Source organism: Nitrospira marina (assembly GCF_059568365.1).
This window is the reverse complement of sequence record NZ_JCANTH010000001.1, coordinates 110,134-126,989: the sequence shown is the minus strand read 5'-3', so window position 1 is coordinate 126,989 and position 16,856 is coordinate 110,134. Positions and strand designations below refer to the sequence as shown.

Sequence of the window (16,856 nt, the reverse complement as noted above, 5' to 3'; positions counted from 1 at the left end):
AAATTTCAATTCGTATACAGGATTTGGAGGATTATCATGAGCACCCCACCAGTCACCAGCCACCCTCCTATTCACACGGTTCCGATACCCCAGGAGATTCTTGAAGAAATAGAAACTTTCGAAGATGAGGTCAATCGCCTGCAATCCGGGGACACTCCAGCCGACGTGTTCAAACCGTTTCGACTCCAATACGGTATTTATGGTCAACGCCAGGCCGATGTCCAAATGGTCCGGATCAAGATTCCCTTTGGTGGTCTGAACGCCAATCAACTACGCCAAGTAGCAGACATTGCGGATACCTTTGCGACCGGCGTGGGACATGTCACGACGCGGCAGGATATTCAATTGCACTTTGTTCCCCTCCGCCACGTTGGCACCATCATGCGAAAACTGGCGGAAGTTGAACTCACCACGCGGGAAGCCTGCGCCAATACCGTCCGGAATGTCACAGCCTGTGCGTTGGCTGGGGTTTGCCCCGGAGAAGTGTTTGACGTGACACCCTACGCGAAAACCGTGGCATATCATTTATTACGGAATCCTCTCAACCAAAGTCTCCCTCGCAAATTTAAGATTGCGTTTTCGGGCTGTAAGCAGGACTGCGCCCTCACCCCCATCCACGATGTCGGACTTCTGGCTGCCCGTAATACTGAAGGGGTTCCGGGGTTCAAAATGGTCGTTGGAGGCGGATTGGGGTCCACTCCACGTCTCGCCAAAGTGCTTCATGAATTCGTTCCCATGGAAGAATTGATTCCCGCCATCGAAGCCATGCTCAAGGTGTTTGATAATTTGGGCAACCGAAAAAATCGAAGCAAAGCCCGGATGAAATTTGTCATTGACAAATTAGGGTTTGATGAATTTTCTCAACGATGGAAAGAGACCTACGATGCCATGTTGCAATCCGGCGCTACCAAACTTGGATTGAAAACGACCCAGTACCCTGATGATCCTCCCTTGGTGATGCCGACAAAATCCGGGAACGGCACTTCCACCCCAGGCAATGGGAACAGCCACCCTCATGGCTCATCACAACATGAAGAGCCCTCATCTCAAGAGGCGTTCGATCATTGGTGTGCAACCAATGTGATTACGCAACGCCAATCCGGCTATAGAACAGCGGTGGTGAGACTCCCCTCCGGTGATATCACGTCTGAGCAAATGTTTGGACTGGCCGATCTCGCCGAACGGTATGCCAACGGAAACCTTCGTACCACCATCAATCAGAACATCATGGTGCGATGGCTTCCAGAACTGCGTCTCCGGCACTTCTATGACGAATTAGTCGCTCATGGGTTGGGCGACCCTGGAGCTGAAGGCGTAGCAGATATCGTCTCCTGCCCAGGGACCGACACTTGCGGACTGGGAATCACCTCTTCTAAGGGACTGGCCCGAGCGCTGGCAGAAGTGTTCCCTGCCGGAAAAATCGCAGAGGACCTGGAAGGGGTGAACGTGAAAATCAGTGGCTGCCACAATTCCTGCGCTCAACATCATATCGCCACAATCGGATTGCATGGAGTCGGCAAACGCATTGGAGACCATGTGGCGCCGGTGTATGAATTGCACCTTGGGGGACGGGTCAACGGCACGGCCAAAATTGCCCAACTCATTGTGAAGGTCCCTGCGAAAAATGTCCCCGCTGCCGTCCAGCATCTGCTCGATCTCTATCGCCGGGATAGAAAAAATGGGGAGTCCCTCCTGTCGTTCATTGATCGCACTGGGAAACTCCAACTAAAAGATGAACTGATCCCCTACACCATTCTCCCCACATATCAGGAGGATCCACAATTCTATGTGGACTGGGAAGGCGATGAGGAATTTTCGGTTGAGGACCTCGGACCCGGCGAATGCGCCGGGGGCGCATTGGAGATGATCGATAATCGGATCCTTGAAGCCGAACAGGAACTGTATCAAGCACGCCTGTTGGCTGATAAGCACCAATACGCCTTTGCCATAAATAAAGCCTATCGAGCCGTGGTAGCAGGAGCAAAAGCCATCCTGGTTACAGAAGGGATTGATCCAAATACGGATGCCGATACCTTAGCGGAATTTGACAAGTTGATTGTGGCCAAAGGGCTCATGCCGGCGGAATACCACAATCTGGCCCTGACAGTGGGAGATCTGGGGAACAAAGACGCCTCGATTGATCTGACGCAAGGAAAAATCGCATTCACAAAAGGTTTCGTGGATCTCTGCCGGACCGTTTCGGACCAAATCGGCCAGGACCTCAAGTTGGCTCCTGCTGAACTGGGACAAAAATCTACTGAATCAACCAGGACGGTACCGACGTCACCTGACAAGGAATCCTCCCCATCAGGCGTGCCCGTCTACGACCTGCGGGGCGTGGCCTGTCCCATGAATTACGTGAAAACCAAGTTAAAATTAGAAATGATGGACCACGGTGAACAGTTGGAAGTATGGTTGGACGGCGGCGATCCGATTCGCAATGTCCCAGTGAGTCTTCGAAACGATGGACACAATGTGCTTAAACAGGAGCCCATAGATCCCGAAGAGCAGCATTTCCGAGTGTTAGTGGAGAAAGTGGAATCGTAAAAACACCATGGCTCTTTTTCTCAATACCAAACCAACTCCGGAAGAACTCATTGCGGTCAATCAATTCATGGAGGGCCAAACTCCTCCGAAGATTGTCGAGACCGCGATTGCGGAATATGGGGAAAGGATTATTCTGGCCTGTAGTTTTGGGGCCGAGGATGTTGTTCTAGCTGATATGATGTTCCGCTCAAATCCAGGCAGCACACTCTTTTATTTAGATACCGATTTTTTATTTCCTGAAACCCATGCCGTTCGGGATCGGATGATTCAACACTATCAGTTAAAGGATGATCAGATCATTCAGGTCAAATCTACGCTCAGTCCTTCCGAACAAGCCGCGGAGTTTGGGGAAGCCTTATGGCTGCGGGATCCCGATCAATGTTGCTCACTGCGAAAGGTTGAGCCTCTCACGCGGATCCTGGCAAAGTATGCAGCGTGGATGACGGGTATTCGGCGTGATCAATCACCCACGCGTGCCAATGCCGGTATTGTGGATTGGGACACAAAGTTTGGCCTTGTGAAATTTAACCCCTTAGCCGCCTGGTCATGGGAACAGGTCTGGGAATACATTCGCACGAATGCCGTTCCCTATAACGCATTGCATGATCAACACTATCCCAGCATTGGATGTACCCATTGCACCGCACCGGTTATGCCAGGAGAAGACCCACGCTCGGGACGATGGAAAGCTTCGGGGAAAACCGAATGTGGGCTTCATCGATGATAAACGAACCACAGACACATACCGTCATTCATGATTTGAGATTCTTGTTTCTCAATCAAGTAGCTATTGGAGACCGCCAGTGAAAAAAATTGCCGTCATTATTAGCAGAGGGGGATGGAACAACCTGTTCCAAGCCTGTGAGTGGATCGCCTTGGCAGCGGCCAGTGGCATCGAGGTGAGTGGCTATTTCCGTGACGAAGCCGCAGGTCGAATGACCAAAACCAAGATCAAAGAACTGACCATGTCTCCGGAGTTTAAAGGGCGAGAAGGCTTTGTTCGTGAACTCTTGAAAAAAGAAGATAAAGCGGACCTCTCGAAACTCATGCAAACCTCTAAAGAAAAAGGAAATGTCAAATTTTCGGTGTGTACGGATTCTCTGAAATATTTTGGGGTGAAAGTCGAAGAGCTCATTCCGGAATTAGATGAAGTGCAAACTGCCGAGGCCTTCTGGAAAGAAGCTGTTCTTCCCGCTGACCAGGTTTTGACCTTTTAACCCGGAATCATGGCGTGGATCATCTGATTGCAAAAATTGGAAAAGGGCTAAAGGGAGCCAAGGATTTGACCTGGGATGAGGCCAAGCTTGCTCTGAACGCCATTATTGAAGGGCAAGCCACTGACGTTCAGGTGGGAGCGTTTTTGATGGCCATGCGTATCAAAACCGAATCCATCAGCGAACTCGCCGCCTTCACCACCACGGTCCGCAGGTGGGCGCCACCGATTCCACTCCCGCATGCCGAAAACATGGTGGACCTTCCACTCTATGGAGAAAAACACAACACCATCCATGTGGTCCTCGCCGCAAGTCTTGTCGCGGCTTCAGCCGGCGCAGGGCTCTTCATGCATGGCGTAGAAAACCCCGACCTCCCCTACGATTTCCCTCAGGTCCTTCGTCACTTACAGCTTCCTATCGCCCGGACTGCGACTGAAGCAATTGAACATGGCGCTCAATCGCCCTGGGTGTACATGGATTTAGCCGGATATCATGCACCATTAACCAAATTACTGGACCTGCGTCAGTCCTTCGGATTGCAAAACCTGTCCCATCAGGTGTCCAGACTCCTGAACCCTGCCAGGGTCGGCTCACAAATCATCGGAATTTCCCATCCTCCATATCTCGATAAAATGGTGGAAGCTTTGGACATGCTGGGCGCAAAACGGGCATTGATAATTCAAGGAGTCGAAGGATTTCCCGAACTGTCCCTTTCCGCTCCCTCCTTAGCGCGCGAATTACGAAGCGGGCATATTTCATCGTTGGTCTTTCGTCCCGATGATGCCGGGTTCCGATCCGGACCATTTCAAGCCATGAGTTCCACCATCAATGGGCCGGGATCCGGGAACCCCCAACATGAAGCCCAATTGATCACGCAATTACTCGTCGATCGCCAGAAAGGCGACCGACGGAACTGGGTGATCATGAATGCAGCCTTACTGATGTATGCCGCAGGGTTGGCCTCCTCTCTCGCACAAGCCACACCGCTTGCCCAGGATACACTGGATTCCGGAAAGGCCGGAGCGTTTCTTTCCGCCTTGGCCCAAGGGCGCCCTCCACAGTCCAAATTCGTTGTCCCCCCTTCACCGGCGGTGGTGCCCGCATGAAGCATATCCGCCAGTTAGAAGATCAAAGCGTCTATATCCTGCGTGAGGCCTACAAAAACTTTGACAACCTGGCCATGCTGTGGTCCATGGGCAAAGATTCTACGGTGTTGTTGTGGCTGGCCAGAAAAGCCTTTTTTGGCCATGTTCCCTTTCCGTTACTCCATGTCGACACCAGCTATAAAATTCCTGAAATGATTGAATATCGGGATCGCCTCGCACGCGAATGGCGATTAAATCTGATCGTGGGCCAAAACAAAAAAGCCCTGGCCGAAGGGATGAACCACACAAAGGGACGAGTGGAATGTTGCACCGCCTTAAAAACCCTAGGGTTAAAACAACTGCTGGAAGAAAAGGGCTACACAGGGGTCATTTTGGGTGTGCGATCGGACGAGGATAGTACCAGGGCGAAGGAACGGTATTTCTCCCCGCGGGACAAAAACAATGAATGGGATTTCCGCGATCAGCCCCCCGAACTTTGGGATCAATATAAACTTTCGTTTCCTCCGGGCACCCATATCCGGATCCATCCACTTTTGGATTGGACAGAGATCAATATTTGGGAGTACATCAAATTAGAAAATATTCCCTTTCTGGATAATCTCTACCTGGATCAAGGCACCGGCAAACGCTATCGCAGTCTGGGATGCGCCCCCTGTACTACACCAATTGATTCCACCTCGAAAAATGTGGATGAAGTTATCATTGAATTACGCAACACCAAGGTGGCGGAACGGGCAGGACGCGCACAAGACGAAGGACGAGGGATGGAACAATTACGTAAAGATGGGTACATGTGAATATGACGGTCACACCAGCCAAAGGCCAATCTCACGACACACCCCAGGACAATTCCATCCGGGAGAGAATGAATATCGTGATCGTGGGTCACGTCGACCATGGCAAATCCACATTATTGGGTCGTCTGTATGCCGACACCGGAACCTTACCAACCGGCAAGATCGAAAAAATTCAGGCCATTTGTAAGCAACAGGGCAAAGAATTTGAATACGCCTTTCTTTTTGATGCGTTTTTAGAAGAGCAACAACAGGGCATTACCATCGACACAGCCCGTACCTTTTTCTCCTGGGGCGGGCGACAATACATCATTATTGACGCACCAGGACATAAGGAATTCTTGAAAAACATGGTGTCAGGTGCCGCTCGTGCCGAAGCGGCTCTTTTGGTCATTGATGCCCTGGAAGGCGTACGCGACCAATCAAAACGCCATGGGCTGCTGCTCTCCATGTTAGGGGTTAAACAGGTGACCGTGGTGGTTAATAAAATGGACCTGGTCAATTATCGGGAAGACACCTTCCACGCCATCGAAAAAGAATACCGGGAATTTCTCACCCAATTGAACGTCATTCCCCAATACGTCATCCCCGCGAGCGCCAAACAGGGTATCAACATCATCAAATCAAGCCCGGAAACCCCGTGGTATACCGGACCATCCGTATTGGATTCTCTGGCGCATTTCCATCTGGAATCCAAACGTGCCGAACAAACGCTTCGCCTTCCCATCCAGGACGTGTATAAGTTCGACGCCCGCCGGATTTTAGTCGGCCGGATCACGGCAGGAAAACTTAAGATTGGGGACCGGCTGGTCTTTTCCCCCTCCAACAAGTCAGCCAATATCGAAACGATTGAAGCGTTTAATATTGATCCACCGCCAACTCAAGCCGAAGCCGGCCAATCCGTCGGCATTACCCTGGATGAACAAATTTTTGTAGAACGGGGGGAAATTGCGACACACGATAATGCCAGGCCGCTTGTCTCCACCCGCATTCGTGCAAACTTGTTCTGGTTAGGAGGGCGACCTTTAGAAACCCGCCGTCCCTATGTCTTACGACTGGCCACCAGAGAAGTCCCCTGCGAAGTGGCCACCATTCATCGCATTGTGGACGCCACCAATTTAGACGACCGACAGACGCAAACCACCGTGAAACGGAATGAAGTGGCCGATATCACGCTTCGGACCAAATCTCCCATCGCTTTTGATCTCTATGCGCAGTTCGAGACGACCGGCCGCTTTGTGTTGGTGGATGAGTACGATGTGGCAGGAGGGGGAATCATCACCGAACTGGTCCAGGATGACCAGGAAGATTTTCGAACGGAGGCACGCGAACGGGATTCCGCATGGGTCAAGGGAGATGTGGGAGCCGAAGACCGGGCCCAATACTATGGACATCGAGCGGCTGTAGTCTTACTTACCGGGCCCGATGTGACCGCGAAAGGATTTCTGGCTCGGAAACTTGAAACCGTGCTCGTCGCGGAAGGCCGGCATGCCTACCTTCTCGCGCCGGAGAATCTGCAACGCGGACTTGATGCTGATCTCGTTGACACAAAACCAGATGAAATCATCCGACGGTTTGGCGAGGTTGTGCGTTTGCTGACCGATACAGGCTCACTGGTGATTTCCACAACCAATGCCCTCAAAGAACCGATGAAACACATCGTGCAAACCGTGCAAACGTTGGTGAACCCGATCCCGGTCATCACCATCCACATGGCCAAAGATTTACAAGGGCCTCAACCAGATACCGATCTGATTTTCGCTGGGCCGGAAAATTTCGACGACTGCACCCACCAAATCATTGACTTGCTCAAATCCAGGGAGATCCTCACTGAACCTCCCAGGGGCCGTGCCGACTTCCAGTACTCCATTTAAGTCAATCAGTCAGTTCGCATAAGGATCTGACTGAAAAAATCATTTCCACTTGTGGGACCCACGGTTGCTCAGGGGCGAAACTCGCCCGTGTATCCAGACGTATCCTTTTGGTAAGACAAGAATCCATCCGTTTTCTTCCTTTGTAGGCACCGTCTGACTGAAAACTCAGATATCACGAGTGTGAAAGACGAGGAATTGCCATTATTATTTCGGCCCAATGAGCACATGCAAGTGTGCAACGGATTGTGAAGGCTTCAAGTCATGATGACAAGTGCGAATCAGCAACCTGTATCATAGCACGGCCTATTATCATTCTGTTCAATAATTTGGAAGCTGCCGCGCGTGTAGAACCAGTAGCGATAGGCACCCAAGGCATCAGGATTGCTGGGATCCAGCGGATGGAAGATGCCAAACGTGCCAGGATAGTGATAGGTGGTTTTATAATTCTGATCGTGGCCGGGACATGGATCACTTTGATACTTGGCAAGCGTTAACGCCCAGATGCCCCATTGGTAGTTCCAGGGGTATTTACCGGCATCACTATCATGGCGGTCATCGTTGATGCGGCCGTTCGGGTAGTAGAGCACCGCGTTATTTTTGGCGTAAGTTTCCCACTCGCAGATCTCGTCACCATGATCATAGGCCGTATTTTTCACCACCCTGTCATGGCCCGTGTACGGAAGGTGTTGAACGACGAAGTTGGTGGGGAGGAGCTTCGCGTACAGTTCGCGCTGGACCGCCCGATCATAGCCTTCCAAAAGCAACCCGGTGACATTGTCGTCCCATGGAATCTGGCCGGCAAGCAGTGGCGCGGCCAGGGTCTTGAGCCGTCCCCAGTCGGTCACGAGGCGATCGAATTCACCTCCAAGAGAGACCAGGGTGGCCGAGAATTGATCCGCCAATTGATTCGCCAAATCCCCAGCCGCTATTTCCTGGTTCTCCTGTGCCTGCAGGGGCGTGCCGGCCGGCGAATTGGTATGAGACGCGGCTTGATTGGCAATTGCGGTGCCGACGGTCAGCGCGACCTCGGTGCCGGCCGCCACAATCCCGCCTCCGGGAATCGCATTGAGCAAGCTGGACCCAATACCGAAGACATCACTCAATATGCCTGTCCATGAGGCGGCATGCGCCGGGGTGGTGAGACCGACTTGCAGATTCTCTAAAACCTTGTCGCCATCGTCTTGCAATAGCAGCGACACGTTGGCCTGCTGATCTTGGTACAGGCCAACAATATTGCTTTGGAAGAGGCGCGCCAGCGTGACGTATTGAAACTCGGTTGTGAGCTGCTGCACCATAGCCCCGAAATCTGCGGGACTGGAATTGGGGATTTTCGAGGGGTCGTAGGTCAGTTGTGGCAGTTTCGCCAGCCAGATATCGGGCGAGATGTTAAGGTTGACATAGACTGCGCGAATATCGGCGCAACACAGCTGACGGCTGATCCAATCGTAGGCGGCCTTCGATCCCGCCGGATCGGGTCCGGGGAACGGCCAGGGCGTAGGATTCAGCAACGACGCCGACAAGATATCCGAGATCGTCGTCTTGCTCAGGTTGAGGCGGTGTCCGAACGATGCCGGACTGTAGAACCCCTGATTGTTCATACGCAGGAACCCTTCCATATCTGCGCCATGGCCCGCACCGGTTGGAGGCGGAAATGCCTCCGTTTCACGCGCGATGATGGAGCTCATCTCGGCGCCCACCTGAGCTAGACCCGTGTCCGTGCTTTCTCCTCCGACACCGTCAACAAACGACCCGACCAGGGTGTAGTCGTCATACTGGAATGGCTGGACCTGGGGGTTGTTGGCGAGATAGAAGACCTGCTGTGTTCCCCCCAGATTTCTGATCAACTGCGAAGCTTTGTACCAATTGGCACGCGCCGCACAGGGCTCGTGGGTAACGGGCTGGCAAAAATAACTCGTATCGCCAAACGCGGCGACGAAGAAGAGATAGCCATAGGATTTGTAACCGGTGATCGTGTCATACAGCATATTGACTTCACTCGCGTCACTCGTGCTGGGATAGGTCTGGTTTTGGACCTCGCTTAAATCCTTGCTATTCAAAATCAGGAGATGGAAACCGCCCTTGGCCCCGTATAATGAACGCGAGGCATACGGAATACCGTCCACGATGATGGTATGAGTCTGCCCATTGGGCCCATCGGCGTCCGTTGCGGTAGAAAAGCTGATCAGTCGGTCATTTCGTGTGAAGGTATAATTATGGTGGTTGTCAGCAATCAGAGCGCCGGCGATGTTGCCGAGTTGTGACGGCCTCGCTCCCTTCGGTGCGGTGAAGGACGTATTGGGAAAGCCGAGACTGTCACATGCCGGACTACCGCCGCCATAGTTGGTGCCACTGCACGTTAAGCTTTCAAAAAAAGTACCTGGGGGTGGTGACGGTGGCGAGGACGTGGGTCCGAAGGGTACTTTATTTGATACGGAAGAGAACGCGATTTGCGCTGAACTCCCGTTGGCGTAGGCAAGTCTCGCGGAAAGACCTAGCCCATTCAGCATATTTTTAAAGGATTCGCAATCCTTTGGAAAATCATGACGATAAGCCTTAGAGCACGGAGTAAAGCCAATGGTTCCAAGACTTTGGATAAGGAGAATGCACCCGGCAGAAAGACAGTGTTCAGGCGTATAGACTACTGATTTATACAGCGGTGAATCGTGCCACCGGCCATCACTGGAAGGCCGCTGATTAACTACCGAAACATTGGATATTACCGACAAATCCCAGCGCCTCATAAAGACGACCTGGAAACCGGCATTCGAACCGTCGCTAGGGACGGACGCCGGTATCAGCGTAGCTGCAGTGGGATCGTCCGGATCCTTGTAGAGCGCGATACGGTAATCCGTACCCTTGTCGCCTGAGCCGGTGACCACACGGGTCTTAATGGGGACCAGCAGCGGCAGATTGGCCGCAGCGGAACTGTCACTCTGATGCTCATCAAGAAAAAAATGACTGCTTTCCCGGTGCGCTCCTGATTTTACGACAATCTGATTTTTGCCCCAATTGACCAAGGGCCGGTCGACCTCGGCCCGGCGAACACCTTCGCGGTCGGTCTCACCAAACCGCGAAGTAATGTCAACGCCATCCAGCAATACCTGCATGGCCTTTACCGCATGAGGTGCCACGCGTACCTGGATGGTAATGGGTGTCGTGGTATGCGCCGAGGCATTCATTGGGGACATGATCATGATAAAATTTCTCTGCGATGTATCGGTACTGGATTCCGCCAGCGAAATTGAGCTTCTGGTACATGCCTGCAGCAGAAGGCAGAAACACATGACGTAAAGGGACACCCGACGATTTTTCACATTATCCTCCGCTACCTAACAGAACTCGTGAATCGGTATATTTTTTTCGCGCACGTGGGCATCAAAAACTGATTGACGCAATTTTCGAACACTTGATCGAACACGTACCCCGGCAAAAAATAACGAAAAAAACAAACAGAATCAATCAATTTTGGACATTATTCGTCACGAATAGATGCCTGCAAGGAGCTTGAAAAAGGACGGTAGGCGTGAGGGCGCAAACTTGATGGTGGTACGGTCAGCGTCAATCCTTTCGAGGTTCATCAAGTTTCAGCAGATGGTGCCGTATTTGATGTCATTCCATACTCTCTCGTATTGGTGATAGCTCACTTTGTGAGTTTGTCGATGAACATCTACAAGTCTCCTTTTAAACAGCGATCCTTCTAGAGAACCTCAAATTTCAAAACAAACCCGTTTCCATCAGGAAGGATCAGACAACTTTAATCCCGCAATGCCCACAATAATGAGAGTAATACAGAATAATCTGACCGCATTTTTCGGCTCATCAAATAGGAGAATACCCAGGAGAACCGTGCCCACGGCACCAATACCCGTCCACACCGTGTAAGCGGTTCCCATCGGAATTACCCGGAAAGCCAACGACAGGCACATCATACTCACGGCCATGGCCACCACGGTGCCAATACTCGGCCATAACCGGGTAAACCCATCCGTATATTTCAATCCCGTGGCCCAGATAATCTCAAAAATTCCTGCTACCACCAACAACGTCCACGCCATAGACCTCTACTCCTTCCTCTTCTCTGCTTTATGCATTGAATCTCATCACCCATCCCTAAAAAATCAGTCTCCACCCATACCAGAAGGTACGAGAAAAATCACAACCGAAGAAGATTATCCCAAAAAGAAGGGGCTCGGAACACTTAAAAAAACTCAATCTGGGGATGAACGGAGCTCGAGAAAGCCTCAAACTTCAAAAGGCTCCAGGCTTTCAACAAAAAATATGATGACAAAATTGAAGGTTTTGTCCGCTTGTCACACATTTCCTTGATCTTTCTTCTTTAGTGGCTATCTTGAAAAAAGAACACTTCTCCCAAAAATTTGTTTGTGAATTTAGAGGGAGTAACAGTGTATAATGAAGGAACTCCATCAGGGAAAATAGGTTGAACATTAACAAGGGGGTGACTGGCTTCGACGGGAATCAAGAGGTCAACAGAGCGTGTCGAGCTCTCGGAGTCTCGTAAAACCTTCGGGAAAACATTAAGTGCCAACGATAACTTGGCTCTCGCGGCTTAATTGACCGCGACGTCCCTCCTCTCTTTGCCTGCGGGTGAGGAAGGGGCGTCACACTGCAGGCTGGTCCAATGCCGGTGCTCAGCGGCGGCGGACGAGAACATTCTGGGCTAGCGGGTGCTCTAAGCCGGTCGGTGGGCGTGGGCAACTGCGAATAACAAATCATCGGCTACACACGTAGGGCTGTTGCGCTGAATGTTCTCGGACAGGGGTTCAATTCCCCTCACCTCCACCAATCGGTCCCTGGGTCATACGATTCGGGGGCCTTTTTTTTTGAAGACCTAGCCTACAATTCCGCAGGTGTTGCAATGGTTTCCCAAACCCTAAAAGCCCTATCAGAGTAGGGGTAAGATACCCCGCGAGGCTCAATCGATGGTGAGGAAACCCTTTACATCAAATCGCAGGATTGTCTAAACATTTTGAGGAAATCGGCATATACAAGCACACACTTCAAGACTGGGACTGCAGGGGGATGATAATCTGTGCTTGTTAGCAAAAATTTCGTCCTACTGTCGATTTCAAGACCCAAGACTAATGTGTTTATTTTTCCAAATCATGTACATATCCAAATAGAACTCCCCATCTCTGTATGACGGACAAATTACTGACAAAGCTTGAAATTCTCTCCGATGCGGCAAAATATGATGCGTCGTGTGCTTCAGGGTCTGCGGGAAAACGACAAGCGAAAAAAGGCGAGAAGGGTGTTGGTTCGCTTACCGGCGGCTCAGGCATCTGTCACAGCTTTACACCCGATGGGCGTTGCGTTTCCTTACTAAAGATTTTGATGACCAATTATTGCATTTATGATTGCCATTATTGCATCAATCGAGTTTCCAGCAACGTTCGCCGGGCGCGCTTTACGGTGCAGGAAGTTGTCGACCTCACTTTAAATTTTTATAAACGCAATTATATTGAGGGGCTCTTTTTAAGCTCCGGCATCATTCATACGCCTGATTATACGATGGAAAGCATGGTGCGGATCGCCAGATCTTTGCGCGTAGATTATGAATTTAAGGGATACATTCATCTCAAAACAATACCTAATGCCTCCCAGGAGCTTCAGACAGAAGCCGGGCTGTACGCAGATCGTCTGAGCATCAATGTTGAAATGCCAACCCAATCGAGCCTTAATAAATATGCCCCTGAAAAAGACTTAAAGGCGATTACAGGCGCGATGGATACATTAAAGGATAAAATTTCCGAACATCGATCTTCCAGGACACTGAGCGGAAAAAAACTTCCGCGGTTTGCTCCTGCCGGACAATCAACGCAAATGATTATCGGAGCGGACGGATCGAACGATAAAACTATTCTTGACTGCAGCGTTAAGCTTTACAAAGGCCAGAATTTGCGGCGAGTGTATTATACTGCCTTTTCGCCAATTCCGGATCCATCGAAAATCCTGCCGGTTAAACCTGCACCGCTCATCCGGGAGCATCGTCTATATCAGGCGGATTGGCTACTGCGGTTTTACGGCTTTGAAATTGATGAAATTTTGCAAACCACGCATCATGGAATGTTGGATTTGGCTTATGATCCAAAACTGGCCTGGGCGCTACACAATCGTCACATATTTCCAATAGATTTGAACAGAGCCGATAAACATCTTTTGCTTCGCGTGCCAGGGCTCGGAATGCGGACAGTGGAAAAAATTCTCTCTATCCGACCTCACGCCAACATTTCGTGGGCGGATTTGACCAAAATGCGTCTGCCGCTGGACAAACTTAAACCCTTCATCACCGTAACAGATTATAAACCTGCCATACATCTTCTGGATGCAGAGAATCTGGGGTTGATCTTAACAAAACCACAACAGATGCAGCTGTTTGGTTCTTACAGTACAGACCCAGCACACTATGAAACACATTACCATTCTTAATATTCCAGGTTATCAAGAATGGCGCGAGGCAGCGAGAAACGCGTTGATAAACCACATCGCGCCTGAACAAATTTTGTGGACGACAGGGCAGAACCTACAGGTTGATCTATTTAACGCCACCCGTCCCGGTCACGAAAAACAAGCCGATGCGACTGAGAAAGATTCCTTTGATCGGTTCCTCATCAAGAGGCCGCCTAGGCCCGTGCATGTTTCACATACGTTTTTAAAGCTTTGTGAGATGGCACTTTGCCATCAGAGCCCGGAAAGATTCTCTCTCTGTTATCGCGTGCTTTGGCGCTTAGCGAATGAAAATAAACACCTTCTAAATCTCAAAACCGATAACGATGTATTACGTTTGAACGCGCTCTTTAAGGCGGTGCAACGTGACGCATATAAAATGACGGCCTTTCTACGATTTCGTAAAATCACCCATAACGGCACCGAGCATTTTATAGCCTGGTATGAACCTGAACATTATGCACTTGAGCTGAAACTTGATTTTTTCAAAACGCGTTTTAAAAATATGCGTTGGTCAATCTTGACACCCTATCGTGCAGCGCATTGGGACACAAAATGTCTGACGTTGGAGGACAATCCCGATCCGTCTGTCTACCCCCGAGAGGACAATATTGAAAAATATTGGCTGACATATTACGCGAATATTTTTAATCCCGCGCGTCCGAAGAAGAACGCAATGTTGGCACAAATGCCGAAAAAATACTGGAAGAATATGCCAGAAGCGGATCTTATTGATAAAATGTTGATGAAATCCGAAGCTCGGACCCGCGAGATGCTAGAGAAATCGTAAGCTGTAGGACTTTGGAAACCGTTGGGGTGTGACAACCTTCTCCTTTAAATCATAGCGGCCTCCCCCGTTTTCACGGACAGGTAAATAAAAAGTTTCTCCTCCTGTTGCCGCCATTCGAGTTTCAGACGCTGCACCTGGAATGTACAAGGCCAGCTTCTCCAGCTCAATAGAGACCCAGAAGACCCGCTGGTCGTCAGATGATCAGGCACTCGGAGCAGCATTCGATGCTAAGACGCCACGCATCCCACGTGGGAAGGCATAGTCTGACCACGCTGAAAAACATGGAACATCCGTCCCCTCACCTCCACCAATCGGCCTCTGAGTCACACGATCCAGAGGCCTTTGTTTGACCAGCCCTCCTTCTACAATGGCACGGGAAACTTCATGACCTCTCTAACTGTAAAAACAGGCCCTGGACATTTTAAAACAAATCGCGGCCCATCCTCGATCATATAAAGCCGATAGTGCCCGCTTAGCCCTTCAAGAATATACCCGGCTCACACCAAGAAATGGCCGGTTGATTCACTATTTCATGAAAACCATAAGGCAACCAAACAACAAGTAGGTTCCATAAAAAATCCATGAAATAGGTTGTGGTGAGGGGCCTACTTTTGGCATGCTGGCGCGCAAACAATTTCAGGGATGCAGTTGCGATGTCGCAGCGACTTCAATACGTTGATTTCATGCAAGTCTGAGTGGCATGGCTTCACCCTTTCTTTGCAAATCAAGTGTCTCTAGGATTTAGTCCAGATCGTAGGCTGCGCCCATCGCGTAAGGTACTGTGAGGTATTGAACTCTCTTCGAGAACCGGAAAGCGTTCCAAACAATTTGCGTCGGTCACCCCCTCATGACTTCAATTTCAGCGAACCGAGCGAGGCTCTTTAATATCGGCTCCCTATGGCGCGAGGGAAATCTTGCCACGGCTTCGGCAATACGCGTGACATTTTCAGCATTGGACCCGGCAAGTATGTTGATTGTGTCAGCCCTGATTTTGATATGGTGGCGATAAGACACCTTTGCCATGAACTCTGATAAATTGCTCTCTCCAAACAGGTCGACCAGCATGAATGAGACGAAGAGAATGACAGACATGCGGCTGCTCGTAGCCATCCCATGTCTGAACGAGGCTACTACCATTGCCCAGGTGGTACAGAATGTTCCACGCCTTATGCCTGGAGTCCAACAAGTCGATGTGCTGGTGGTCGATGATGGCTCGTCAGACGAAACCGGTTCTGATGCGGCTACCGCAGGGGCCTTGGTTCTGCGCCACCCACGTAATTTAGGTGTGGGCCAGGCATTTCAAACGGCGGTGAACTATGCCGTAGAGCACGGCTATGACTTAATGGTCAATATCGATGGTGATTGCCAGTTCAACCCGCAGGACATCCCTAAGCTCGTGCAGCCGGTCATAGCCGCGCAGGCCGATATGGTTACCGCCTCACGCTTTATGAACAGTGAGATGACACCCAATATGTCCAAGGTTAAGCTGATGGGCAATCACATGATGTCCTACCTGATCAGCCGACTGGTCAGGCAAAATTTCCATGATGTGTCGTGTGGGTTTCGATGCTATAGCCGTGAGGCTCTCCTCCAACTGAATCTGCATGGATCATTTACCTATACGCAGGAAACGTTTTTGGATTTTGCTGTCAAACGCTTAACGATTATGGAAGTGCCCATCCCCGTTCTTTACTTTCCCGACCGCATGTCCAGAGTAGCCGGAAGTATTTTCACCTATGCAGTGAGCACTGCCAAAATAATTTTTCGCGGCTATCGCGACTACTTTCCTTTACGTTTTTTCTGGGGCATCGCCTTAGGATTTGCTATACCTGCGGTGCTATTGGGGATGCTCTTTTTCGGACATTATCTCGTCGTGGGCGTCTTCACGGGGTATTTATTTGCAGGATTTTTATCAGCGTTTTTCACTATTATGGCCACGGTCTTTATTGTGTTGGGTATCGTGGCAGACATGCTGGATCGAATACGCTCCAATCAGGAACGCATCTTGTACCGACTCAAAAAGCGCAGCTGAGCATATGGGGCTGGCTACTCCGAAGGCTCAGGAT

12 protein-coding genes and 1 other RNA gene are annotated in these 16,856 nt (G+C 50.5%); 10 read left to right on the top strand and 3 right to left on the bottom strand.

Going from position 1 to position 16,856, the window contains the following annotated elements; genetic code table 11:
• Positions 1-36 precede the first annotated feature (36 nt).
• The 6 genes from LX98_RS00565 to LX98_RS00540 all read left to right on the top strand — a co-directional run bounded on the left by LX98_RS00565 (position 37) and on the right by LX98_RS00540 (position 7,535).
• Positions 37-2,547: a ferredoxin-like domain-containing protein gene (locus LX98_RS00565; RefSeq protein WP_496427059.1), complete on the top strand. Its 2,511-nt coding sequence runs from the start codon at positions 37-39 to the stop codon at positions 2,545-2,547.
• Positions 2,548-2,554: 7 nt separating this feature from the next.
• Positions 2,555-3,271, top strand: a complete 717-nt coding sequence (locus LX98_RS00560) for a phosphoadenylyl-sulfate reductase (protein WP_496427058.1) — start codon at positions 2,555-2,557, stop codon at positions 3,269-3,271.
• A gap of 79 nt (positions 3,272-3,350) precedes the next feature.
• The gene (locus LX98_RS00555; protein WP_496427057.1) at positions 3,351-3,764 is read left to right on the top strand and encodes a DsrE/DsrF/DrsH-like family protein; all 414 of its coding nucleotides are present in this window, start codon (positions 3,351-3,353) and stop codon (positions 3,762-3,764) included.
• Positions 3,765-3,778: 14 nt separating this feature from the next.
• The gene (locus LX98_RS00550; protein WP_496427056.1) at positions 3,779-4,867 is read left to right on the top strand and encodes an anthranilate phosphoribosyltransferase; all 1,089 of its coding nucleotides are present in this window, start codon (positions 3,779-3,781) and stop codon (positions 4,865-4,867) included.
• The gene (cysD, locus tag LX98_RS00545; protein ID WP_496427055.1) at positions 4,864-5,664 is read left to right on the top strand and encodes a sulfate adenylyltransferase subunit CysD; all 801 of its coding nucleotides are present in this window, start codon (positions 4,864-4,866) and stop codon (positions 5,662-5,664) included. Before LX98_RS00550 ends, cysD begins: the two co-directional genes overlap by 4 nt.
• Before the next feature lie 2 nt (positions 5,665-5,666).
• A complete protein-coding gene (locus LX98_RS00540) occupies positions 5,667-7,535 on the top strand; it encodes a GTP-binding protein (RefSeq protein WP_496427054.1) in 1,869 nt (622 codons plus the stop codon).
• A 278-nt stretch (positions 7,536-7,813) separates the two neighbouring features.
• Here the strand turns inward: LX98_RS00540 and LX98_RS00535 are convergent, their stop codons facing one another.
• Positions 7,814-10,849, bottom strand: a complete 3,036-nt coding sequence (locus LX98_RS00535) for a hypothetical protein (protein WP_496427053.1) — start codon at positions 10,847-10,849, stop codon at positions 7,814-7,816.
• Positions 10,850-11,269: 420 nt separating this feature from the next.
• Positions 11,270-11,590 (bottom strand): quaternary ammonium compound efflux SMR transporter SugE, encoded by a 321-nt coding sequence (gene sugE / locus LX98_RS00530; RefSeq protein WP_312644900.1) that lies wholly within the window; start codon positions 11,588-11,590, stop codon positions 11,270-11,272.
• A 397-nt stretch (positions 11,591-11,987) separates the two neighbouring features.
• Between sugE and ssrA the strand changes: the two genes are divergently transcribed.
• The 3 genes from ssrA to LX98_RS00515 all read left to right on the top strand — a co-directional run bounded on the left by ssrA (position 11,988) and on the right by LX98_RS00515 (position 14,790).
• Positions 11,988-12,338: a transfer-messenger RNA gene (ssrA, locus tag LX98_RS00525) on the top strand.
• Positions 12,339-12,692: 354 nt separating this feature from the next.
• Positions 12,693-13,982, top strand: a complete 1,290-nt coding sequence (locus LX98_RS00520) for a putative DNA modification/repair radical SAM protein (RefSeq protein ID WP_496427052.1) — start codon at positions 12,693-12,695, stop codon at positions 13,980-13,982.
• On the top strand, positions 13,960-14,790 hold the full coding sequence (locus LX98_RS00515) for a TIGR03915 family putative DNA repair protein (RefSeq protein WP_496427051.1): 831 nt from the start codon (positions 13,960-13,962) through the stop codon (positions 14,788-14,790). Before LX98_RS00520 ends, LX98_RS00515 begins: the two co-directional genes overlap by 23 nt.
• A gap of 837 nt (positions 14,791-15,627) precedes the next feature.
• On the opposite strand, the gene LX98_RS00510 is transcribed toward LX98_RS00515, so the two are convergent.
• The gene (locus LX98_RS00510) at positions 15,628-15,882 is read right to left on the bottom strand and encodes a hypothetical protein (RefSeq protein ID WP_496427050.1); all 255 of its coding nucleotides are present in this window, start codon (positions 15,880-15,882) and stop codon (positions 15,628-15,630) included.
• On the opposite strand from LX98_RS00510, the gene LX98_RS00505 reads away from it, so the two are divergent.
• Entirely contained in the window at positions 15,881-16,822 is a 942-nt protein-coding gene (locus LX98_RS00505) for a glycosyltransferase (protein WP_496427049.1), read from the top strand. The two genes, LX98_RS00510 and LX98_RS00505, sit on opposite strands and share 2 nt — an antisense overlap.
• Positions 16,823-16,856: the final 34 nt, after the last annotated feature.